The organism is Ignavibacteriales bacterium, assembly GCA_020635255.1.
In the GTDB taxonomy this organism is placed as follows: Bacteria; Bacteroidota; Ignavibacteria; order Tepidaquicellales; family Tepidaquicellaceae; genus JAEYVS01.
Genome location: JACKAC010000001.1, coordinates 1,520,904 through 1,544,918, shown reverse-complemented (window position 1 = coordinate 1,544,918; position 24,015 = coordinate 1,520,904). Strand labels below are relative to the sequence as shown.

General features: G+C 40.8%; 23 protein-coding genes. 8 read left to right on the top strand and 15 right to left on the bottom strand.

Going from position 1 to position 24,015, the window contains the following annotated elements; translation table 11 throughout:
- Positions 1–34: 34 nt before the first annotated feature.
- From hemW to sdhC, 6 genes are all read right to left on the bottom strand, one after another.
- A complete protein-coding gene (gene hemW, locus H6614_06980; protein ID MCB9243400.1) occupies positions 35–1,153 on the bottom strand; it encodes a radical SAM family heme chaperone HemW in 1,119 nt (372 codons plus the stop codon).
- Between the two features lie 16 nt (positions 1,154–1,169).
- Complete coding sequence (lepB, locus tag H6614_06975) at positions 1,170–2,063, bottom strand: signal peptidase I (protein MCB9243399.1); 894 nt, start codon at positions 2,061–2,063, stop codon at positions 1,170–1,172.
- A 161-nt stretch (positions 2,064–2,224) separates the two neighbouring features.
- Positions 2,225–4,024, bottom strand: a complete 1,800-nt coding sequence (gene lepA / locus H6614_06970) for an elongation factor 4 (protein MCB9243398.1) — start codon at positions 4,022–4,024, stop codon at positions 2,225–2,227.
- 125 nt (positions 4,025–4,149) lie between these two features.
- Positions 4,150–4,332: a histone H1 gene (locus H6614_06965; protein ID MCB9243397.1), complete on the bottom strand. Its 183-nt coding sequence runs from the start codon at positions 4,330–4,332 to the stop codon at positions 4,150–4,152.
- Between the two features lie 206 nt (positions 4,333–4,538).
- Complete coding sequence (gene sdhD / locus H6614_06960; protein MCB9243396.1) at positions 4,539–4,925, bottom strand: succinate dehydrogenase, hydrophobic membrane anchor protein; 387 nt, start codon at positions 4,923–4,925, stop codon at positions 4,539–4,541.
- Between the two features lie 14 nt (positions 4,926–4,939).
- Complete coding sequence (gene sdhC / locus H6614_06955; GenBank protein MCB9243395.1) at positions 4,940–5,377, bottom strand: succinate dehydrogenase, cytochrome b556 subunit; 438 nt, start codon at positions 5,375–5,377, stop codon at positions 4,940–4,942.
- A 171-nt stretch (positions 5,378–5,548) separates the two neighbouring features.
- Between sdhC and H6614_06950 the strand changes: the two genes are divergently transcribed.
- Positions 5,549–6,640 carry a histidinol-phosphate transaminase gene (locus H6614_06950; GenBank protein ID MCB9243394.1) on the top strand — a complete coding sequence of 364 codons (1,092 nt, stop codon included), beginning with the start codon at positions 5,549–5,551 and terminating at the stop codon, positions 6,638–6,640.
- Here the strand turns inward: H6614_06950 and H6614_06945 are convergent.
- Positions 6,637–7,002: a hypothetical protein gene (locus H6614_06945; GenBank protein MCB9243393.1), complete on the bottom strand. Its 366-nt coding sequence runs from the start codon at positions 7,000–7,002 to the stop codon at positions 6,637–6,639. The two genes, H6614_06950 and H6614_06945, sit on opposite strands and share 4 nt — an antisense overlap.
- Positions 7,003–7,132: 130 nt before the next feature.
- Here H6614_06945 and H6614_06940 point away from each other — a divergent pair, with 130 nt between their 5' ends.
- A complete protein-coding gene (locus H6614_06940) occupies positions 7,133–7,645 on the top strand; it encodes a DUF2179 domain-containing protein (GenBank protein MCB9243392.1) in 513 nt (170 codons plus the stop codon).
- A 477-nt stretch (positions 7,646–8,122) separates the two neighbouring features.
- Here the strand turns inward: H6614_06940 and H6614_06935 are convergent, their stop codons facing one another.
- The 6 genes from H6614_06935 to H6614_06910 form a co-directional block, all read right to left on the bottom strand.
- Positions 8,123–8,839, bottom strand: a complete 717-nt coding sequence (locus tag H6614_06935) for an SDR family oxidoreductase (GenBank protein MCB9243391.1) — start codon at positions 8,837–8,839, stop codon at positions 8,123–8,125.
- A gap of 13 nt (positions 8,840–8,852) precedes the next feature.
- Complete coding sequence (locus H6614_06930) at positions 8,853–10,469, bottom strand: methylmalonyl-CoA mutase (GenBank protein ID MCB9243390.1); 1,617 nt, start codon at positions 10,467–10,469, stop codon at positions 8,853–8,855.
- Positions 10,445–10,807 (bottom strand): hypothetical protein, encoded by a 363-nt coding sequence (locus H6614_06925; GenBank protein ID MCB9243389.1) that lies wholly within the window; start codon positions 10,805–10,807, stop codon positions 10,445–10,447. The genes H6614_06930 and H6614_06925 overlap by 25 nt, the downstream gene beginning before the upstream one ends.
- A gap of 31 nt (positions 10,808–10,838) precedes the next feature.
- The gene (gene fabG, locus H6614_06920) at positions 10,839–11,564 is read right to left on the bottom strand and encodes a 3-oxoacyl-[acyl-carrier-protein] reductase (protein MCB9243388.1); all 726 of its coding nucleotides are present in this window, start codon (positions 11,562–11,564) and stop codon (positions 10,839–10,841) included.
- Between the two features lie 13 nt (positions 11,565–11,577).
- Positions 11,578–12,507, bottom strand: coding sequence for an ACP S-malonyltransferase (gene fabD / locus H6614_06915; protein ID MCB9243387.1), 930 nt, complete (start codon positions 12,505–12,507; stop codon positions 11,578–11,580).
- A gap of 135 nt (positions 12,508–12,642) precedes the next feature.
- Entirely contained in the window at positions 12,643–13,617 is a 975-nt protein-coding gene (locus H6614_06910) for a cytochrome C (protein MCB9243386.1), read from the bottom strand.
- A gap of 171 nt (positions 13,618–13,788) precedes the next feature.
- Between H6614_06910 and H6614_06905 the strand changes: the two genes are divergently transcribed.
- Positions 13,789–14,292 carry an OsmC family protein gene (locus H6614_06905; protein MCB9243385.1) on the top strand — a complete coding sequence of 168 codons (504 nt, stop codon included), beginning with the start codon at positions 13,789–13,791 and terminating at the stop codon, positions 14,290–14,292.
- A gap of 10 nt (positions 14,293–14,302) precedes the next feature.
- Here the strand turns inward: H6614_06905 and H6614_06900 are convergent, their stop codons facing one another.
- Positions 14,303–15,136 carry a class I SAM-dependent methyltransferase gene (locus H6614_06900; GenBank protein ID MCB9243384.1) on the bottom strand — a complete coding sequence of 278 codons (834 nt, stop codon included), beginning with the start codon at positions 15,134–15,136 and terminating at the stop codon, positions 14,303–14,305.
- 7 nt (positions 15,137–15,143) lie between these two features.
- Positions 15,144–16,259 carry a winged helix-turn-helix transcriptional regulator gene (locus H6614_06895; GenBank protein MCB9243383.1) on the bottom strand — a complete coding sequence of 372 codons (1,116 nt, stop codon included), beginning with the start codon at positions 16,257–16,259 and terminating at the stop codon, positions 15,144–15,146.
- A 277-nt stretch (positions 16,260–16,536) separates the two neighbouring features.
- Between H6614_06895 and H6614_06890 the strand changes: the two genes are divergently transcribed.
- From H6614_06890 to H6614_06870, 5 genes are all read left to right on the top strand, one after another.
- A complete protein-coding gene (locus tag H6614_06890) occupies positions 16,537–19,419 on the top strand; it encodes a hypothetical protein (GenBank protein ID MCB9243382.1) in 2,883 nt (960 codons plus the stop codon).
- A gap of 153 nt (positions 19,420–19,572) precedes the next feature.
- The gene (acs, locus tag H6614_06885) at positions 19,573–21,594 is read left to right on the top strand and encodes an acetate--CoA ligase (protein MCB9243381.1); all 2,022 of its coding nucleotides are present in this window, start codon (positions 19,573–19,575) and stop codon (positions 21,592–21,594) included.
- Positions 21,595–21,597: 3 nt separating this feature from the next.
- Positions 21,598–22,050, top strand: a complete 453-nt coding sequence (locus H6614_06880; protein ID MCB9243380.1) for a hypothetical protein — start codon at positions 21,598–21,600, stop codon at positions 22,048–22,050.
- 128 nt (positions 22,051–22,178) lie between these two features.
- The gene (locus H6614_06875; protein ID MCB9243379.1) at positions 22,179–22,784 is read left to right on the top strand and encodes a hypothetical protein; all 606 of its coding nucleotides are present in this window, start codon (positions 22,179–22,181) and stop codon (positions 22,782–22,784) included.
- Entirely contained in the window at positions 22,784–23,989 is a 1,206-nt protein-coding gene (locus H6614_06870; protein ID MCB9243378.1) for a thiolase family protein, read from the top strand. The genes H6614_06875 and H6614_06870 overlap by 1 nt, the downstream gene beginning before the upstream one ends.
- Positions 23,990–24,015: the final 26 nt, after the last annotated feature.

The following is a 24,015-nucleotide window of genomic DNA, read 5'->3' as shown; positions in this document are numbered from 1 at the left end:
TTTTTGCTCTTAAATATTGAGCTATTTTACTTTCTCAAAAATACTTTGCGATAATTTCATCGGCAATGCTGAAACCCTTTCGGGTTAGTGCAAATCTTTCATCATTTATTTCAGCGAATTTACTATCAACTAATATTTTTACAGCTTCTTTTTTTGTCTCATGGAAATCATTTCCCGACAACTCGCTAAATTTTTTTAACTCTATACCACCGCTTCTTAGCGATGTCATAACATATTCAAAGAGCAGTTCATCTTTATCCGGTTTAGCTTCATTCTCTTTCGGAAGTTTGTCCTCACCGAGTATTGTCGAATATTCCTCGATGCTTTTTACGTTGTTCCATCTCTTCCCATTGAAGAAAGAGTGTGATGAAGGTCCCAGTCCCAGGTAGTTTTTTAGTACCCAGTATTTGCCGTTGTGTCGGGATTCGTAGCCCGGCTTTGTGAAGCTTGATATTTCGTAATGCTTATATCCTGCATTGCTTAGCGTATCTGAAACGAATATATACATCTCCGACTCCGTTTCTTCACTATTCTGCTTAGCTATTCCTTTCTCCATTTGCTTATGGAGCACTGTCCTTTTCTCGAATGTGAGTGCGTACGCAGATATGTGGGGAACCCCAAGCCCGATGGCTTTTTGCAGTGAATAGTTAATATCTTTGGTTGTTTGTTGCGGGAGGGAGTATATGATATCTATCGAATAATTATCGAAGCTCTTCTTAACTTCTTCTACTACCTCCACTGCATCCTCTGCTGTATGCTCTCGAGTTAAAAACTTTAGTTCGGTGTCGTTAAATGACTGTACTCCAAGGCTCAGCCTGTTCACACTGGCGTTTCTGTATTCATGTATGTTAGTGCTGTTCAGATCTTCCGGATTAGCTTCGATCGTTATTTCCACATCTTCCGTTACGGTAAAATTCTTCTTTACCGCTTTTATTATGTCTATGATCTGCTGAGGCGATAAAGCTGAAGGAGTACCTCCTCCGAAATATATCGTATCAAATGTCGAATCCTTATATGCGTGCGCTGATATCTCTATCTCTTGGTAGAGTGCTTTTATGAATTTCGCTATAAGATTTGGATTGGTCACAAGAAAGAAGTCGCAATATACGCACCTCTTGTGGCAAAATGGTATGTGAATATAAATTCCTGACATTTAAATTTCTAAATTGTCAGTGGATGAGCATTCCGATCCTGTCCCATCTGACGGAGCCCATCAGCTCGAAAAACTCATCAAATCCTATGCTGGGATCCCATGACCAGTATATTAGAAGCGCTTGTCCAACAATATCATCGTCGGCTACAAAGCCCCAATACCTGCTGTCGGCCGAGTTATCTCGATTATCACCCATCATAAAATAATAATTCCTTTCGACGGTGTATTCTCCATTGGGGAGGGGAGCACCATCTACAACAATACTTTCTCCATCCAGCCTGATATCATGCCCTTCTCTTTCTACAAAGACTTTCCATTGTTCGTAATTCCGTGCATCGATTGATACCTTGTCACCCTCTTTGGGTATATAGAGCGGTCCGTAATTATCTTTATTCCATCCGCTTCCTTTTGGGAAGATGTCCGGTTCGACTTCGCCGGGTGCTTTTGTTGAATTAAATCTTTGTCCGTTAGGTGCATCGGGGACCATCTCACCATTCCGGTATAACTGTTTATTGATAACCTGTATTGTGTCGCCCGGTGTACCAACACATCTTTTTATGTAATTTAATACCACCGGCGACTGAAGAACATCCCTGTCTCCGGGGTAGTCGAATACTACTACGTCACCAGCCTTAGGATCTTTAAAGCCGGGGAGTTTGACAAATGGAAGCCGTACGTCTGTAAAAGGGATATTGCGCGGTGTTGTCGAACCGTATGTAAACTTTGTTACGATCAAAAAGTCTCCGACAAGTAAAGTGTTTTCCATCGAACCGGTAGGTATCCTGTATGCTTCAAAAAAGAAAACCTTTATAAAAAATGCAACTATTGCCGCGTAAATAAGCGCATCGGTAAATTCCTTTGTCCTGTTCTTTTTCTTTCCGTTCTTTGAGTCTTTAGAGCTACTATTAATGTCTGTTTTACCCTTACTATTTGTCGGTATATTCTTGTTTCTTATTACTTTCTTCGTTGGTGTTGTCAAATCTCAATTTTATCTATTATAATGAAATTCTTTTGTAAATGTAATTAATTTTCTGTTATTAAAGTTTGTCCGTTTTAGTTAATTATTCATCCTTACTTTTCGAGTGAGAGTACAGCTAGAAATGCTTCCTGTGGAACTTCAACACTTCCCACTTGCTTCATACGCTTCTTTCCCTCTTTTTGTTTCTCAAGCAATTTCTTCTTCCTTGTTATGTCACCACCGTAACACTTGGATGTAACGTTCTTTCTCATTGCACTGATAGTTTCACGTGCGATTACTTTTGAACCTATAGAAGCTTGTATTGCCACTTCGAACATCTGTTTTGGAATCAGTTCTTTTAGCTTCTTGCAAAGTTTTCTGCCCCACTCGAAAGCGTTATCTTTATGAACGATCGTTGATAGTGCATCTACTGCATCACCGTTAAGAAGTATGTCAAGTTTTACAAGATCCGATTCTCTGTAATCAAGCAGTTCGTAATCAAATGAAGCGTATCCGCGTGATGTTGATTTCAGCTTGTCATAAAAGTCGAATATTATTTCCGATAGGGGAAACTCAAATTGCAGATCTACTCTTTTAGTATCAATGTAGTGCGTCGTTTTGTATATCCCTCTTCTATCCGTAGCAAGCTTCATCAGGTTACCGATATACTCGGTTGGCGTGATGATCTGAGCTTTAATGTACGGTTCTTCGATTCTATCTATGCTCGCTCTGTCCGGCATCTGAGCTGGGTTATCTACTATGACCAGTTCACCATTAGTTTTATAAACTTTGTATTCTACGTTAGGAACAGTAGTTACTATAGTTAGGTCATATTCTCTTTCCAGTCTTTCCTGGACTATCTCCATGTGAAGCATTCCTAAGAATCCGCATCTAAACCCGAATCCAAGCGCTACCGAGCTCTCCGGCTCATATGACAGAGCCGCGTCATTTAGTTTAAGCTTTGCCAATGCGTCACGCAATTCCTCGAAATCCTCTGATACCGAAGGGTATATACCGCTGAAGACCATAGGCTTTACCTCTCTGTAACCCGGCAGAGGTTTATCTATTGGCGATGAACTGAGATATATCGTATCACCGACCTTACAATCATTCACATCCTTCATCCCAGCGATCAGGTAACCAACATTTCCTGCTTCCAGTTTATCTCTTTTCTGTCTGCCCATCTTCAGAACACCGACTTCTTCCGCTTCAAAAGACTTATTGTTAAAGTAAAAGGAGATCTTGTCACCTTGTTTCAGTGTTCCTTCCACTATCCTTATATATGCTACCACCCCTCTGTAAGTATCGAACATCGAATCGAATATAAGTGCCTTTAAGGGCTTATCCTTCTCGGTCTCTGCAGGTGGTATCCTTTCGATAATAGCTTCGAGAATATCCTCGGTACCGATATCTGCTTTAGCGCTCGCGAGAATAATATCTTCCTCTTTGCCTCCTATTAGCTCTAGTACCTGCTGTTTTACTTCCTCAGCCATTGAGCTCGGAAGGTCTATCTTATTCAAGACAGGAATTATTTCAAGACCGTTCTCTATTGCAAGGTAAAGGTTGCTTATTGTCTGTGCCTCAACTCCTTGTGTAGAATCGACGACCAATATCGCTCCTTCACATGCCGCGAGTGATCTCGATACTTCATATGAAAAATCTACGTGTCCGGGTGTATCTATTAGATTTAATGTGTATTCTTCACCATCCTTTGCCTTATAATTCATCTGGATGGCGTGAAGCTTTATTGTAATGCCCCTTTCCTGCTCCAGGTCCATATCATCGAGCACCTGGGCATACATATTGCGTTTATCTATTGTGTGAGTTTTTTCCAGTAACCTGTCGGCTAGGGTGGATTTACCGTGATCAATATGAGCTATTATGCAAAAATTGCGTATTTTCGACTTTTCCAAATCGTATCAAAAATTATTAATAACTAAGATACTGATAAAAAATAAAAAAGTGGATTCTAAAATACAGTAGAACATATCTTAGAATCCACTTTAAATTTCTGTTACCCCGTACGTATACTAATTCATTAACCCTTTCTGCTGTTTCTTACGTCCTGAATCTCTTTTCGCATTTCGGCTGCCAATTTTCTGATATTGTTTAATTCTTTACGAATTCTGGTACCGGCGGCGTTTTGCCCCTTGTCATAGAATTTTTCAATATCTTTTTGCATTCCATCAAGAATTTCTCTGATTTGCTGCAATTTTTCCATTTTGACTCCTTAAGTTTTTAAGAATTTGTGGATAGGTTTGGTATGTATAAAGGTTAATTTTTAAATAAAATTAAAATTAAATTATTGCAATATATTGATAATTTTCAAAATATGGAATACTAATTTAATTTTTTTTTGAGTTTTTATATATAAAAAAAACTAGCGAAAATACTAATTTTCCATGTCGGATTAATCAATAACTTACATTAAGGACCAACAATTGCAACACCTGTATTGACGTAGGGAATTGAAAAAATTATTACATATCCCCATGCAACAAATGCCGCCCCGAATACTATCAAAGCGGATACTATAGCATAACTTTGCCATGGTTTTAAGTTATAATCCCTGAATATACCCCATATTCCGTTAAGTCCGTGATACATTGCTAGAGTTACAAATACAATATCTATTATTCTGTACCATGAATACTGCATTCTACCTAGTACCGCGTCATATGTATGACCCGATTCCGGGGTGTAATGCATCAGTACGTAGTGTCCTACCATTAATACCACCAGTGCAAGACCGGTAACCCTCTGCATCAGCCAGCTTCTTCCGCCCGAATCTTTTGTACCTTTGTATTTATACATTTATGGTTTTGTATTTAAAATAATTGCTTTAATTCATAGGAAAACATCAATGCTCCCATGGCAAAAAATAATATTATCCCGGCTACCCATGATATCCAGTATAACTGCCTGTGATACCTGGCTCCGTCTGCCCAATCAACAAGTACTATTCTTATCCCGTTTAATGAGTGAAAAAGTACGAATGCAAATAAGAACCATTCCATTACCATAAAAAACGGCGTTGTATATACCTTTATATGTTCATCGAATGCGACTCTTCCCTGTGTTAGCGGGCTGATTGAATATATATGTAGAAACAGATAACCAATAAGCGCGACTCCGGTGATCCTGTGTAATATCCATGCTTTGCTACCGGTATCTTTCTTGTAAGAAAGATTTTCCTTTATCCATTGGCGCTGGTCGTATGTTTTGATTTTTCGGGCTGATTCTGCTGAACTGTCTAATTCGGACATTTATTGTGAAGCTTAGTTTGCTTGATTTCCAAAAATTATATATTTCTCATTTTATAAACAATTTACTTATTTGGGGAATCTTACCTTTTTCCAATAAAACCATCTCCCGGCTTTTTCCATTTATACCTTAAAATCCTTTTTATAAATTATATATTTTACCAAATCTATGTCATGATCAAAGTACCCGATTATATTCGCGAGCTTAAACCGTATGTTCCCGGACGCTCTATTGAAGAGATAAAAAAAGAGTATCATCTTGATACTATCCATAAGCTTGCGTCTAACGAAAACCCGCTCGGTCCTTCACCCAAAGCCCTTAAAGCGATGCAGGATGCATTCGCAAATGTCCACCGCTATCCCGATATTGGCGCGATTGCCCTGCGTACCGAGATTGCAGAAAGGTTTAACGTAGAGATTGATAATGTTGCTGTCGGGAATGGTAGCGAAGGTATAATGGCTGTTATTATGAGGGCATTCTTAACGCCCGGTGATGAGATCATCTCATCGGAAGCCACGTTCATCGGCTTCCAAGTGTTGGTACGTGGCAGAGCAAATAAATGCCACTACGTCCCTATGCCCCATGACACGTATAAATTCGACCTCGATGCAATAGCCAATGCGATTACACCAAAGACAAAAATGATTTACCTGTGCAATCCCAATAACCCGACAGGTACTATCTTTACGAAAGAAGAATTTGATGTATTTATTAAGAAGGTACCTGAAGATATTCTTGTGCTTCTTGATGAAGCGTATTATGAATATGCATTTGGGCGAGAGGGGTATCCGGATTCGATGGATTACCGGCTGGATAATATCATTACATTACGTACATTTTCAAAAGCATACGGTATAGCCGGCATAAGGGTAGGGTATGCGCTCGCTCACAGAGACCTCGTTGAAATAATAATGAAAGTGAAACTTCCCTTTGAGCCTGGTAATGTTGCGCAGGCAGGAGCACTTGCTTCACTGGAAGATACGGAATTTCTTGCTAAAACCCGCGAAATAAATAGTACCGGGTATGAGTATCTTACGAAGGAGTTCACTGCGCTCGGATTAAAATGGTTTCCTTCTTATGCTAATTTTATCCTGATCGATATGGGGCTGGAGGCAGATGTGCTTACACTGAATGAGGAGTTACTGGAGCAAGGGGTGATCATACGCCCATTGAAACCGTTCGGATTACCGACGTGTATACGCGTTACGATCGGTATTCGATCGGAGAATGAATTTCTGGTAAAAGCCCTTAAAAATGTTCTTTAAAAAAAGTCTTCGCGTCGCTTATCCGAATGAATTACTACTTTTGTTACTACGAATAAGCCAAGCCCCGCTGCAAATAATATATATGATTCTTCCGGGGCGGAATTTAACGCTTTGGTTCTTAATACGTCATCGAAACCCCACAGCACACCAAGGAACATTGCCAGCACAGCTAAAAATAATATTGCCGCGTGATACCACTTTGCTTTCTTTGTTGTGGAGACGTAATCTTTGAAGTCGTTGTTGTAATTTTCTTCGGAACCGGTTTCCGGTTCGAAGTCATACACTGTAGCGCCACAGTTTGGGCAGATATCATAGTTGTATGATATCTCTGCTGTACAGGTTGGACATTTTATAAGTGACATGTTACGAAGGTTTTAGTGAACAAAAGGTTTTATTCAATAAACCTTCCCCCTCTTAATTGTGAAGTTACGCAAAATTACTCTTTGCGTCAATATAAGAATAATATACTGGAAACAGGTAAAAAATAATAAAATGGCAGAGATAATTTTAGGCGCATTGTTCATAATGTGCCTCAGGATAATAGATGTTTCACTGGCTACGGTCAGGACACTTATGATAATGCAGGGCAGGGTTGGTCCATCCGGTGCAATAGGTTTTGTGGAATCAACAGTTTGGGTCATTGCCATTAGCTATGTAGTTCAGCATCTGAATAATCCCTGGAATATCCTCGGATATGCTTCCGGTTTTGCCATAGGTAATATGCTTGGAATTGTCATAGAAAAAAGGATCGGCATAGGATTTATACAAACATATATTGTCTCACTAAAGAAGGCAGGAGAGATAGCTGAGCTTCTTCGTAAGAAGAATTTTGGTGTTACTAAACTTCCCGGTGAAGGAAGCTCTGGTAATGTATCTATACTCATGGTACTCACACTCCGCAGAAGACAGAAAGAACTGATGAGTCTTATCGATCACATAGACCATACTGCGTTCGTCTCTGTGAATTCTGCTACACCTTCACGAGGGTATATGCAAAGGAAGTAATTCATTAATTAAACAGCAATAATGCTATAATCATGTATAGTTAATAAAATAATCCAAATACTTCAAGTAAAAGCTTATTGTCTGAAAAAAATTTCAACTTAGATTAATACTTTAATCTTCCTCATTAAGTTGCTAATTATTATTAGTATGATACGTTCAGTTTGTAATATTTCCATAAATACTTATGTAAAATTTTCATAATTTCCTTCCTGTACCGCATCTGTATATAGACTTTTAAATTTAAAACTTATAAATTGAATCTCCTTAGTAGGACTTCACAAAATGAGAACTTTTGTTTTACTTTCCGGTGTTCTTTATAATTTCTTTGACCGGAGAATGCAACACTATCTTTAGTGTTAAAGGTTATACTATTGATTGATTGAAAGACTGGTTTTTGAAGTAAACGGCGCTTTTTAAAGCCGTTCATTAAATAGAAGAGTTTAAGTTCTTATATCTATATAACAGAGTGTAGTTTAGTCATACGTCTCCTTTAATTGGTCTCACTACGATGTCTTCAGTCACCAAAGATTTTGGTTGATTGAAGGCATCCAAGGTGAGCCTTGCAATATCTTCCGCTTTCATCATCCTTTTCTTATTTCTTTCAGCAAAATCCTTATCCCACATTGGACTTATTGTTGCTCCTGGCATTATGTTAGTAACTTTAATATTATACTTCCTGATCTCCTTTCTTATTCCCTCGGACATTGCTTTAAGTCCCGCTTTAGATGCGGCGTAGATTGAACTGTATTCAAATGTTGTTATAGCCGCCACTGAAAGTATATTGATAATCTGACCGTCTTTCTTTTTGATCATTCCGGGCAATACCGCCTTCATACATAGGAATGCTCCTCTTAAATTAACTCCGATTATATTATCAAAATCCTTTACTGTAGATTCGGTAAATAGTTTAAATTCCGTCACTCCGGCATTATTTATCAGGGCATCTATCCTTCCGTATTTCTTGATTATGTTTTTGACCGTTCTAGAGACGTCCGCCTCCTTAGAAACGTCACAGTGCATCGCTATTGCCGTCCCACCGCTTTTTTCTATCGCTTTCACCTCCTGTATTAGCTTTCCTTTTCTACGTGCTGAACATATCACGGTATGCCCTGCATTGGCAAACTCCACTGCGAGTGCTTTTCCTATACCGGCAGTGGTTCCGGTTATCCAAACTATTTTATTCTGATCTTTCACTTTTATGATTTGACTACTTGTATTCTCCCCAGACACTGCGAAGAGTATTGGAGATTTCGCCGATTGTAGCGTACGATTCGATTGCATTTAGCAGGTAGGGAAGTAGGTTCTCTTCCGTTTGTGCAGTTTCTCTGATCTTACCCAGGGATTCCTTTACTTTGGTGTTATCTCTCTTCTCTCTTAATTTTCTCAACTTCTCTGTCTGCGTCTTCCTTGCGGTTTCGTCTATATGAAGTATCTCGATCTCCTCATCGATATCGGAAGCAAATTTGTTAACTCCCACAATGATTTCTTTTCCTTCTTCTACGGCTTTTTGGAAATTATAGGCATTATTCTCTATCTGTGATTTCTGGTAATTCGCTTCGATAGCCTTGAGCGACCCCCCCATATCTTCTATCTTATTAATGTATTCCCAGACCTTTTCTTCCATCTGGTTCGTCATATATTCGATAAAATACGATCCGCCCATAGGATCTACCGTATCAGCCACACCGCTTTCATAGGCAAGTATCTGCTGTGTTCTGAGTGCGGTTTGCACGGCTTCCTCGGTAGGAAGCGAAAGTGCTTCATCCTTACCATTTGTGTGAAGCGACTGCGCGCCTCCAAGCACTGCCGCCAATGCCTGTACCGTTACTCTCACTACGTTGTTTTCTATCTGGTGATTGGAGAGCGTTGAACCGCCTGTTTGGGCATGAAATCTCAACTTCATGCTGTTCTCATTCTTAGCGTCGAATTTCTCTTTCATTATCTTTGCCCATATCCTGCGCGCCGCCCTGAATTTAGCTATTTCCTCCAGAAAATTATTATGTGCATTAAAAAAGAATGACAATCGCCCGGCGAACTCATCCACGTCCAGCCCCGACCTGATTGCCGCTCTCACGTATTCTATCCCGTCAGAAAGCGTAAATGCAACTTCCTGCGCCGCGCTCGAACCGGCTTCCCGTATATGGTAACCGCTTATTGAGATTGTATTCCACATGGGCAGGTTCTCACCGCACCATGAAAATAGATCAGTTATCAGTCTCAGCGAATGTTTCGGAGGATAAATATATGTACCGCGCGCTATGTATTCCTTTAGTATATCGTTCTGTACCGTGCCGGAGATCTTTGAAAGGTCGGCGTTCTGTTTCTTTGCAATAGCTACGTACATTAGCAGTAATAATGAAGCCGTGGCATTTATAGTCATAGATGTCGTAACGTCCTGTAGCTTAATTCCCTCGAATAATGTCTCCATATCCTCGAGCGAATCTATTGCCACGCCTACTTTTCCTACTTCGCCTTCAGCCATCGGATCATCGCTGTCATATCCTATCTGAGTCGGCAGATCGAATGCTACCGACAGCCCTGTCGTCCCGTTCGCTATTAAGTATTTATATCTCCGGTTGGATTCCTCTGCCGTGCCAAAGCCTGCGTATTGTCTCATCGTCCACAGCCGTGAACGGTACATGGTTTCATGAACGCCTCGTGTGTACGGATAATCTCCGGGATTGGGCGGGGGATCGCCGTCCGGTTTACTAAGGTAGGCGGGGAGACTTATCTCCGAATCTGTCTTAAACTCTTGCTTGCGCTGTTTTATTTCTTTTCCCAAAACTCTGTTATTGATTACTACTCGCCTTGTGATAGCACGTATCTCTTTTTTGAATCTGCCGACGTGAAGCTAACTCCATCCTTAGACATAACTATCTGCCACGTATTGTTCTCCATATAGGGTGTCTTATCCTTTACCTCTATGTTAAATGTCGAATCGTTCACCGGGTTAATGTTATATTGAGATTCATGGTACTCCACACCAAGCGTATCATCCCATTTGAATATCATCTTGTCATCATAAAATCCTACTATCTGCTTTTGTCCTCCTTCTTCATGGACGAAGACCTTGTTTACGAACATATCCTTTGGCTTGCTTTCACACCCGAATACCATTAATGCTATCACAAAAAGAAAAACTATAGAAATTATTTTATTCATATTATGTGAACGTTGAAGATTAATAAATGAACTACATTGCCAGTCCGCCGTCTATTTGTATCACCTGTCCTGTTATATATCCTGCGTCGTCTGAAGCCAGGAATTTCACCAGCCTTGCTACTTCATCCGATTTTGCCATTCTTTTCATCGGGATGGAGTTCAGATAGTTCTGCTTTACCTCATCAGAAAGCTCCTGCGTCATTTCTGTTTCTATAAATCCAGGCGCAACCGCGTTAATATTGATGTTCCTGGATGCAAATTCCTTCGCCGTTGCCTTTGTAAATCCGATAACACCGGCTTTTGAGGCGCAGTAATTAGCCTGCCCGGCATTCCCGATAATACCGACTATCGACGTCATATTGATTATTTTTCCCTGTCTTTTTGACATCATGTGGCGCGATACCGCCTTCGTTAAATTAAACACCCCCTTCAAATTCGTATCGATCACCAGATCCCAATCATCTTCGCTCATCCTCATCAGCAGACCGTCCTTTGTGACGCCGGCATTATTTACCAGTACGTCTATCTGCCCGTGTTCCTTTATCACGCTGTCGATGAAATCTGTCACTGCTTTCAGGTCCGCCACGTCGCACTGCGCATGTTTTATGCCCAGCTTGTCGAAGTGGTCCGCGTCTATCTTGTTTTTGTAGGTAACGGTTACCTTTGCGCCTTCCTCGTTAAATAATTCCGCGATGGATTTACCTATACCTCTTGAACCGCCCGTTACGATTACTACTTTATCTTTAAACTCTGACATAATGTTGTTTGATTTATAAGTTCTGTATGTCTTCTAATGTTGAAATATTAAACAGCTCAGCATCCGGATGTATCTTTTTAATAAGTCCCGTCAGCACTTTCCCCGAACCTATCTCATAAAATTTGCTTACACCTTCATTCACCATGTTTCGTATCGAATCCTCCCACTTAACGGGGGAGTATAGTTGCCTGTAGAGACACTGCTCTATTCCGGCTTTAGCCGTTACCGGTTCCGCTTCTACATTGGAAAATACTGCCACTTTGCTGTCATTTATTCCTGCGCCTTCGATTGAGATTCTCAGCTCGTCCGCTATCGGCACCATGAGCCTTGAGTGAAATGCCCCGCTCACGGGAAGCTCCTTTGCCAGCCTGCAATTATACGGTTCGCCTTTGGCTATTTCCATCCCCTTATGAACCGCCTCCACGTCGCCCGATATTACTATCTGTCCCGGACAGTTAAAATTCGCCGCATCACACACCTTACCGTTTGTAGCTTTCTCGGCTTTGTCACAGATCTCATAGACCTGCTCATATGTCAGCCCTATTAGCGCCGCCATCGTTCCTTTTTGCTTATCACCGGCATCTTTCATCAGCTCACCGCGTCGTGTTACGAGCTTTACTCCTGTCTCGAAATCGAACGCCCCGCCATAAGCGAATGACGTATATTCACCCAGTGAATGACCCGCGGAATAATCTGCTTTTATCTTATCGCCGATCAGCTGTGTCAGTATATAGGAATTAACGAACAGTGCCGGCTGTGTGTACTGTGTTTCCTTTAATATATCTGCAGGACCGTTAAAAGAAATTTCACTTAATGGCAGTCCGGATATCTCGTCTGCTTTTAAATATAATTCCCGTGCGGTGTCATTGTTATCAAAAAGGTCTTTACCCATCCCGACCTGCTGTGAACCCTGTCCTGGAAATACAAATGCAATTTTTGACATTTAACGATTTTTGTGACTAAATATTAACAAAATAGCGAATCTATGCGATAGATTAAATGATATTTGCATAGTAACTCGCATCAGTAGAACACTAAAAAAAATCCTCCCGAAGGAGGATTAAAATTGATTGAGCTATTAGTATTTTGTCGGCGGTGTATATTTTACAATTTGCCGTTTTATGGGTTTTACCGTTCGTAAATAATCATAGATCAGACCCAGGTCTTCTTCCGTCATCTGACCGTAAAATGTCCACGGCATCACTGTGTTGAAATCTTCATTTTTAACCGCGACATGTGTGTTTGGATCGGTTGCGTCCTTGAATCTCTTAATGAACATTTCCTTTGTCCAACTGCCGATTCCTGTTTCATTGTCCGGCGTTATATTGGCTGTCCATACATAACCTCCGTTAGGAAGCGTAAACGGAACACCGCCTCCAACCAGGCTGTCTTGAAACATCACTCCCTGGTCTGACGGCGTATGACAGAAAACGCATGGTGTTGCTAGAAATTGCCCCATAGCGATCTTATCATTGGGATCGGGCTTCGGTTTTAATTCCGCCGGACCCTGTATCGTCCTGAAGATCAGGTTAAGAGGGAAGTTAAGATTTTTAGCAGGCACTTCGTTGTGGATCGGTTTCAAAGTTTTTATGTATGCAATAATAGAAATAAGATCGGTGCTGTCCAGTTCTCTGAATAAGCCATATGGCATCATTGGAGCCAGTGGATCTCCGTTCTTATCCACACCGACGGTTATTGCGCGGAATATCTCCCCGTCAGTCCAGTTGCCTATACCTGTCTCTTTATCCTGTGTAATGTTTCTTGCGGGAACAAACCCGGCGCCTTCGCCCATGTCCATTCCGCCCATTCCTTCCGTACCGGGAATAAGAGGCATCATGAATTTACCCGGGTCACGCTGAGAATGACAGTCGATACAGCTGTACATCGTCGTAGCAAGATATTTTCCTCTCTCTATCATTTCCGGAGTAGAATTTATTACCAGGTCGGGTGCCGGGTCTACCTTAGGAAATTGTGTCATAATGTATGCGTAAACTCCTACTATTATCAAGAACAGTACTCCAAGAACTATCCCTGCGATCTTGAAAAATTTCATTATGATTTGGTTTGGTTAAGTAAGATTGTTTTAGCTGTTTTTTAAATATTGAAGCTGGGAAATGCTTAGCAAAAATGCTAAAAATCCATTTAAAAATCAAATTTTATGTAATAGCAAATAAATTTTTATTATCAGAAGAATTGCATAATTTTTGTAAAAAATAGGTGAATAATGACAAAAGAAGAACTCCGCGCTAATCAGGCGCCCCTCAAGGAAAAATATAAGCAAGATCCTGCATCAGCCCTCGTAGTTCATCATTCTTCAGGAGATATTAGTCCTGACGATGTGAACTGTTCTGTTGAAACTTTTTCGGGTAAAATAATATCCGGGCTCCATCCCGCAGCCGGAGGTGACGGCAGTGAGGCATGTTCCGGTGACATGCTTCTCGATGCGCTCGTAGCGTGTGCAGGTGTAACCTTCAAAGCCGTATCGCTGGCTATGGGAATACAATACCGCAAAGCGGAGATACGGGCTGAGGGTGATCTTGATTTCAGAGGAACACTCGCTGTAACCAAAGATGTCCCCGTCGGTTTCAAAAAAATTAGAATGTATTTCGATATAGATTGCGATGAAGAAAAAGAAAAACTCGACAAACTTATAGAGCTCACTGAACGCTACTGCGTCGTCTACCAGACCTTAAAGAATGGGGTCGAAGTGGAGACGGTTGCGGTTTAAGATTCCACTACTAGATCTTTATTGCCTCGATAAACATTTTTTTGCTTGAGGGTTCGAACTTTTCATTTCGGTGCCCTCCATAGATATTCGTGAGCTTAAATCCCGTCTTTTCTAGCATAAGCTCGATTTCATATCTGAAAACAGGTCTCCAATGCATTTCATAATAGTTTCTTTTTAAGTTTCCGGTCTTATCCGTTTCGTCATACCATCCATATAACTTTTGAACCTGCTTTTCTGACATTGGTCCTACTGCTGCAAACCTTGTATAGGTATTTCCATTATATGGATTCCTTCTTGTAAAAAAAGGAACCGCCTGGGGATCCCCTTTAAAATTTAGATTCAGAGGGTTCATTAGATCAAGTGCAAGGATTCCACCTTTTACCATATGTTCGGATGCTTTTTTAAGGGCAAGAAGCTGACTTTCAAAATCCGTGATGCAGAGAAGACTATTAAATGCCATTATTGTTAAACCGTGATCTTTATTATCCAGATCTAGGTTAGTTACATCCTGTAAAACAATATTTGTTTTACCCGGTAGCTCGGGCATTTCTCCGAGTTTTTTCTTGAATTGAATTAGGAATTCCTCGCAAAAGTCTACCGCAGTCACATTAAATCCTGTTGATAATAATGCTAATGCAACCCTTCCTGTTCCACAGCATAACTCGAGCACGTCCCCACTGGCTTTTTTTGCCAGCTCTGCATATTTTTCCAGGTCATATTTTAATCCCTGAGTTTCGAGTATCCCATCAAGATTTTCTTGATACCCCGGAAAAATAGTTGACGGGTAGTCGCTGTCATAATACATAAAAGACGTGTGATTGGTTTTTTCAAGTCCTGAGTTCATAACTTTTTTAATTAATTTTTAATTTCTTTTTTAAAAGAGGTGTGATATTGTTAATTGTTTCTGTATTTATCGATAGCATAGTAAAACTTCCGTCCGGTTTTTCATCGATAAGACCGGCTTCGCGCAAAATGTTAATGTGATGTGATACCGTTGATTTGTTAATGGATAAACTTGAGGCAATCTCTTTTGAGCTCTGCCGTTTCTCTGAGATCAAACCCATTATTGCATACCTTGTAGTATCTCCTAAAGCTTTCAGTATAAGGGCAACGTCTGGCTCTAGCTCTAAAAGGTCGGTACCGGTATTGTCGAGCGATATACGGTGATCAAAATAAGGGATATATATTTTGCACTTATTGTTCTTTGTCTTGAAATTCGTCCAGAATTTTTTGTCGTTAAAAACGGATGGAATAAAGTAACAGTCGGTAATACTGTCAAAGCCTAGTTTATATCCTCCCCGCATTCCTTCAAGTGTCCTTTTCTTCTCATCGACCTTAATTTTTAAATTAACTTCTTTTGCAAATTCTTCGAAACTAAGCGATGAAAATAATCTCTTGTGCGAATCTATGGAATTATCGAGGGCGCTTTCCATTCTTTTCCATGTTTCACTAAAAACCCTTTCCCAGAATATCGTAAAAAGTTTGGCTATAGTATCCATGAACTGTTCCGGCTGATGGATTAAATGGTTTAAGGCTTTGACAATGCTCGCTCTGTTGTCATATGGATAAAGACCAATATATGCAAGCCATTCGAGTTTGTTTCTCTTTACAACGGAAAGACTTTCTTTGAGAGTTATTTTTTCAGTAATGAGAAGATCTGCTGTTTCTCCGTTATGAAGTATGCCTTCGAGTATATTATACTGAAAACCTCTCACCGGCATTTCTCTAAATCTTGTGATACATTCTTCAAAGCTTGAGTCAATATCAATTTCACCGATTCCGTCGGAGATTATTCCCCAAAGTACAGGCGAATTATAAGTCCCGTTTGCAATCTGGAAAAATTCCGTACCAAGCTTTTTGCTTGCGAAGTCTTTCCAGTTCGGGTGAATAACTGGTTTATCATAAAATAGGTTCTGCATTGCCAGCGGAACCTCAAACCGCGGTGTTTTTACAAATATAGTTTTCATGGTTTGATACTTATAAATCTAGTTTGATAAACATCAAACTCAATTTATAAAATTAATATTTCTCTGTCAAGATAAAACCTAAAGTTTAATTGTCCGTTTAAAAAAGTATAGATACGTATCTATACTTTTTTTGTTTTGTTTATAATTTCATATACATTATTTTAGCGTATACTAATCTTACCACTTTATACTGTAATAGATTAATTTTCACCACCCATAATTTACCACTGCTATAGAGACATCTATAGTATTTTAAAAACAATTAAATTTAACTACCATGGCAACAATTAATGTGTTAGACCCGCCCGGTTCGGTTTATCCTTTATTTAATAATGGAGACCCGAATGAAGAAAATCGCTTAAACGGTGTATTTGCAATCGCCGTTGATGGCGATGAATTTTTTTTCCCTAACGGCACATACCTAATGCCGGTCGATTACGAATATGATTTTGAAGACGTTTCCATTAGGTTTAGAGGAGAAAGTCGTGAAGGGGTAATATTTACAACCTATAACGGAGAATCAGGCATCTCTATGAAGTGTCCGCCCAGGGTTGATATTACAAAACCTAGACCGGTTGAGGATGGGATTTACCAAATAGATACTATTGGTAAATCAGGAATCATTGACTCAGCCTACTCAGGACTTACAGACCCTCAGGTCGGAGATTATATTGAATTAACTGGGGGAAGTCCCGACGCAGTAGCAAGAACACTCGAAGAAGTTAAAACTGCAAATATGATTACCTATGTCGATGCTTCCACAACCACCGGTTTACCTACCTATGAAGGTTATTATGTCGTTAACAAGATTTCAGATGTTCCATCAGGAGGTTATCCATATTCAGATTTTAATCCTAATCCTAATGAAACGCTCCTTAAAGTTATTATCGGTTCGATCTTAAAATATGACGGTACTACAAATCCATGGAGTGTCTATGTACCCTCTGTCGCTTTTTCTTCGACAGGTGATATTTATATGGAGAATATAAGCTTTATAGATTTTACCCCGTTTATCTATAATCCATATGGTATCAGCCCTGATAGAGACTTGAAAATCAATGATTGTGATTTCAAATTTTGTACAAGGGTGTCTGCCTTTGAGATTACGGGAGGTAATCCCAGTTCTACCTGGATACCCCATGCAATGTCGACTGGAACAGGGATAAAATCTGTTCCTACCCAATTATACGGTTTCAAATCCATGCAGTATCTGAATAATACGTTTAAATACATTCATCAGTCTATTGTTTGGGGAATGCCTTCTGCTCATGACATCCTGATAAAGGATAATATATGCTCGGAAAATTTTTCTACACTTGCCTATTTTGTACTCATAGGAGGTTCGATCCAGGGTACAGCTGTAAGGAGAAGCTTTAAGTATGAAATTCTGAATAATACATTTACTTCCTGTCGGTTAGACTCTGTCTCGGATGAAGCGGATGAGAGTATATTATTTCAGCTATATGATGATGCAAAATTTCTAAATAATACTTTTCTTGATACTTACGGAATTCATTGCTATATGTCCGGAGATAACTCCGTTATTGAAGGCAACGTAATTAAGCCTTACACAAACTATGATATGTATGCAGGTAGGAATATATTTCTTTATAAAAATCAGGGACAGGATCCTCAGGCTCAGCATATTCTTGCTAACAATATAATCGAAGGATGCTCCGTAACTGCAATTGTTACACACCAAATTGGCAAGATACTTGCTGAAGGCAACAAATTTAGGATGTCTAGATCATCAAATTATGTTTTCAGCGATACCCTTTCAATATCGCGAAGTTTGTTCTATTATGTTAAAGATTTAACACAGTTCACTGCCCTCGCAGGAGGTTCTAATTATGTAGATTCTTCTGTTGTATCAGACGTTCGAGCGTATTGGGAGGCAAGGGAGACACGATGGAAAGCAATTCCTACATCCGGGTTTGATATAATAAGGCCTGTTTTTAATATTGGGACGTCAAATACGGAGCCTGAAATATCGGAAGCACTATATGATACAGGATTTGAAATTCAAAATAATTCGATTCATGCTGAACAGGTTCTGTCTGTAACCAGAAGAACAAATATGTGTGAGATTTCGGGAAACACTTTGACAGGGGTAAGAAGTATGATTAACGTTGGGGTATATCAAAATGAGGCGATGGAAACTCATTATTATTTAGAGAATTTAATATTAAAGAATAATCCCCTTGTAGAACTTATTCTTGGTGGGACTATTGAGGCTGAATTCATAGTCGATAGAGACATAATAATTGGAAATAATACAATTTTAACTACTTATCTATCCAATTTAACACTAACTTCTTATTTAGGAAATATAGATATAAATAATAACTATTTTGGGTATAAACCCGATTTTCCAATGCCAAGTTACCCAACAACGCAACCAAGCGAACCTTCTGTGCTTGAACCAAGTGCATATAATCAATTAGATATTAGAAATAATGAAATAAATGCATTAGATAACATGACACATTCTGTTATAAGGATACGACAATCAGAAACAGCTATTATTGAAAATAATTTTGCAAAAATCTTCTGCCCAGACAGTCCTCCAGCTGCAAACTATAGAACCTTTGTTAGAAATGCATCAGCGACAAGACTTAAAATACTTAATTTGAATAATAATAATGTAATTTTTGCCGATGAAACTGAAACTAGAATAATATTAGGTTCTGATATTGGCTCGATGGCTTATCATGGTGATATTTTGATTATTAATAATAATAACGCATCAGGAGTAGATGATATGTTACTTGATGAAATAATCTTATTTGATTCATCTTCATCTAGCAATATTGTTTTCGATGAGATTAGAAATAAAAACAATTCTTGGATTGAGGATGTACAATATGTATCAGGTAATATTAATTCAAATCCTTATCAGTTTGAGAATACTATAATATTCGATGATACTTCTACTATATCTAGTGCAACAGTCACACTGCCTTCCGATTTCTTACAAGATGGTCAGGAGATTTTAGTTAGTGCTCCAAATATAGAGGTCTCAAGTCTTTCATTCTCGGGAGGGTCAATTGTTCCGTCATCTCCTTCATCCTTTACGCTTCAACCGGGAGATTTTTTAAAATTGAAATATGTAAAATCTGAGGATATTTGGTATATTGTTCAGAAATTTATTACTCCGTAATATTTGGTAAATCATATATTCACAGCCCTACCCTGTTAAAAGAGGGTGGGGTTTGTTTTTCTAAAAGTTTGAAGCGAAAGAATTTTCCTTCTTCCTTCAATTTCCCCGTCATTTTTATTAGTTTTCATTTTCAGCTAATAAATCCCTTCATAAATGAGTAAAACCAACCGGAAACCGGTCAAAAAGGCTTCACGCGCAAAAAAGAGAACCTCTGGTGACAAGTCTGGTTCGCAAAAGATAACCTCACTCTCCAGCGAGAAGAGGCTGTTCAAACCCTCTGCCGAATTTTCTAAGCAGGCTTACGTCTCGTCCATGGCGCAGTACAAGAAAATGTACAACGAGTCCATAAAGAATCCGCAAAAGTTCTGGGCTAAAGCCGCGGGTGAACTCCATTGGTTTAAAAAATGGAATAAAGTGCTCGAATGGAAAGCCCCTCACTCGAAATGGTTTCTCGGCGGAAAGATAAACATGTCATACAACTGTCTCGACAGGCATGTTGCGTCGCACAGAAGAAATAAGGTTGCGCTCTTTTTTGAAGGGGAACCGGGCGACACTCGGACGTTGACATACCAGCAATTGTATGAAGAGGTGAATAAGTTCGCGAACGTGCTGAAAAAGAACGGCATTAAGAAAGGTGACAGGATTTGTATTTACCTCCCGATGATTCCTGAAGCGGTGATCGCAATGCTGGCATGTACACGTATCGGCGCGGTTCACTCGATAATCTTCGGCGGATTTTCGGCGCAGGCATTGATCGACAGGATAAATGACGCAAAAGCTAAGATGGTTATCACTTCCGACGGGGGATTTAGGCGGGGAGGAATTGTCGAGCTCAAAGCGAATGTGGATGAAGCGCTCATTAGTTGCCCTACTATTAAAAAAGTTATCGTCGTTAACAGGTGCGGAAACAATGTGAAAATGATTAAGGGCAGGGACGTGTGGTATTATGAAGAGATGAAAAATGCTGATAACTATTGCAAGCCCGCTGAACTTGATTCCGAACATCCACTTTACATTTTATACACGAGCGGTACGACCGGAAAGCCGAAAGGGATTCTTCACACGACCGGCGGTTACAGCGTCCAGACATATCTCACAACGAAGTATGTTTTTGATATGAAAGACGAAGATATATACTGGTGTACGGCTGATATTGGCTGGGTGACCGGGCACAGTTACGTCACGTACGGACCCCTGCAAAACGGCGCGACCGTTTTGATTTACGAAGGCGCTCCTAACTATCCAAATCCGGATAGGTTCTGGCGCATAGTGGATAAGTATCGGGTGAGCATCTTTTACACAGCGCCTACTGCTATACGGGCATTTATTAAATGGGGTGACCAGTGGCTGAAGGGAAAAGACCTTAGCTCGCTCCGTTTACTCGGCACCGTTGGTGAACCAATTAACCCAGAAGCATGGATGTGGTATTATAATAAGATTGGAAAGAAAAAATGCCCTATCGTCGATACCTGGTGGCAGACCGAGACCGGCGCAATTATGATTACGCCGTTGCCCGGCGCCACACCCTGCAAACCCGGCTCGGCGACGTTCCCGTTCTTCGGCATCCGCCCGGAAGTCGTCGATAAACACGGAAAACAGGTCCCCAAAGGCGCGGGCGGTTTCCTAATAATGAGAACGCCGTGGCCGTCGATGCTGAGGACTATCTACGGCGATGATAAGCGCTATAAAAAGCAGTACTGGTCGGAATTCCCCGGCTATTACTTCACCGGCGACGGCGCACGGTGCGACAAAGACGGGTACTTCTGGGTCATGGGCAGGGTCGACGACGTAATAAATGTTAGCGGCCATCGCCTCGGCACCGCCGAGATAGAGTCGGCATTGGTAGCGCATCCGAAGGTCGCAGAGTCAGCCGTGGTAGCTAAGCCCGATGAGATTAAAGGCAGCGCTATTTGCGCATTCGTGACGCTGGAAGGGGAGCAGGTGCCGAGCGACGAGCTGAAGGGGGAGCTCAAGGCGTGGGTAGTAAAGGAGATAGGGGTGCTCGCAAGACCTGATGAGATTCGATTTACGGATGCGCTCCCGAAGACGCGCAGCGGGAAGATCATGAGGAGGCTCCTGAGGGAGCTAGCGAATAGCGGAGAGGTAAAAGGCGACGTCACTACACTGGAAGATTTTTCTGTTCTGGAGAAGCTGAGAGCGGAGGAGGAAGAATAGAATATGAAATTTAGCTTAATCATTTTATTTTTTGTTTTGATCTCGGGAAGCGGATACGGGCAGAGCATAGGTGAGGTGAGGGAATTTACAGGGTATGTGGGGATGTCGAATGATAGTATTTTGAGCGAAGGAAGGAGGTTTAATGATTTTATGCTGGAAAACGAGGGAAACCTCGTCCACATAAATATAACAATGGACTATGACCAGAATGACGGTTACGCAAACGGCAGGACGAAGATATTTTATTTCTTTGCCGTTTACGACGACGATGACAGGCTGTCCGGAAGTGAGTATCATATAATGCTGGACGGGCGTGACGATGTGGAAAATGATTACTTATATAACGTAAACAATATGAGCATAGAGGGTTATTTTGAGATAGGGGAGATAACCGGACCGCAAAACGGATTATTGTCGGTCGATATGAAACCGGTAGTCGTGAAGGAAATGAGATAGAACTTTTAATAATATTGTATCAAAAAAACCCGCTAAAAGCGGGTTTTTTATTGGTAAAGAGAAAATAGAGTGGTTTTAAATTGAGGAGAGAAATGGTTATTTTCGATTTTTGAAATCAAATTTGTTGAATGAAGCTGATAAAGAGTATTCTTTTACTTGGAGCAGTATTTTTGGGCGTGAATACGGTGTTCGCGGATTCGCCTATAACTTCAACGCCGTTTCACGAGGCGTATTACGACGGGGCAATAGTCACATATGCCGCGGGAAAGAAGGTAATGGATAATACTATCGCGGATTACCTGGCTAATGATAATAACCCGATAGACGTGAGAATGGCTGTAATTAATGCAATGGGCTGGGATATTTCGGGACGTAATAATACAGAGCTGTACCTGACACAGGTTTATCACGGCAAGAAGGAATTTACGATGAAGAGCCTTTCACCGGACCAAAAGCTGGTCATTGGTTACATGACGATTATGGATGATTATTTTAAGCCCGAAGCCGGACTGCCATATCTGGAGGAAGCGCTGAAGGAAATGCCGAATAGCAGAACCGCTAATTTAATTTACACGCTTGCGAAGGGACAGGAAGTTATGGATGAAGATTTTTGCAAGGTGTGGAAATACTGGGATGCTAATATGAACAAGGAAGGTCTTAATAACGATTTTAGTCTCGCGGGAGAATTAATTGCATACGATTACATTAAAGAATATAAGGGGTACTGCAACTAATGAAAGACGTATATATAATCGACGGAGTAAGAACAGCGATCGGTAAGTTCGCCGGAACGCTTTCAAGCGTGAGACCGGATGACATGGCGGCGCTTCTTATTAAAGAGATCGTGAAAAGGAACTTCGACGCGAACAACATCCCAAAGGAAGAAATAGAAGACGTACTTCTTGGCAATGCGAACGGAGCAGGTGAGGAGAACAGGAACGTGGCGAGAATGTGCGTACTGCTTGCAGAACTGCCGATATCCGTTGCAGGTGCGACAGTGAACAGGCTTTGCGCGTCGGGGATGCAGGCGTTCGTCGACGGTGTGAGAGGAATAAGGAACGGCGACGGAGAGTGTTACATAGTCGGCGGGGTCGAGTCAATGACGAGAGCACCTTTTGTAACGGCAAAGAACGCTTCACCATTTGGAAGGAACGTGGAAATGTTCGATACTACGATCGGATGGAGGTTTACAAACCCAAAACTGGCTAAGATGCACTATCCCTATTCGATGGGTGAAACTGCTGAGAACGTTGCAGAAAAGTATAAATTAAGCAGGGAAAGACAAGACGAATTTGCTTACAATTCACAGATGAAAGCCAAGACGGCGATCGAAGGCGGGAAATTCAATAACGAGATAACGGGTGTGGAAGTAAGAATAAAAAAAGATACTATAATCTTTGACAAAGACGAATTTGCCAGACCGGATACTACGATGGAGGCATTAGCGAAGCTCAGACCTGCATTTAGAGAGAACGGAACCGTTACTGCGGGAAATTCAAGCGGTATAAACGACGGCGCCAGTATGATGATGCTTGCTTCGGAAGATTTCGTTAAGAAGTATAACCTCAAACCCAGGGCTAAGTATGTAGCTTCAGCAGCGGCGGGTGTGGACCCGGCGTGCATGGGTGTTGGACCTGTTCCCGCGACAAAGAAAGCGCTCGAAAGAGCAGGCTTGAAGCTGAGTGATATTGACCTGATCGAGCTAAACGAAGCATTCGCGGCGCAAAGTCTCGCGTGTATCGACGAGCTGGGACTAGACCAGAGCATAATAAACGTGAACGGGGGCGCAATTGCTTTAGGACATCCACTGGGAAGCAGCGGCGCACGAATAATCGTTACACTGCTTAATGAAATGGAGAAGCAGGATAAGAAGAGAGGACTTGCTACAATGTGTATAGGAGTCGGACAGGGAATGGCATCCATTATCGAAAGAGTATAGTTGTTTAAAGAACAATAACCTTCATA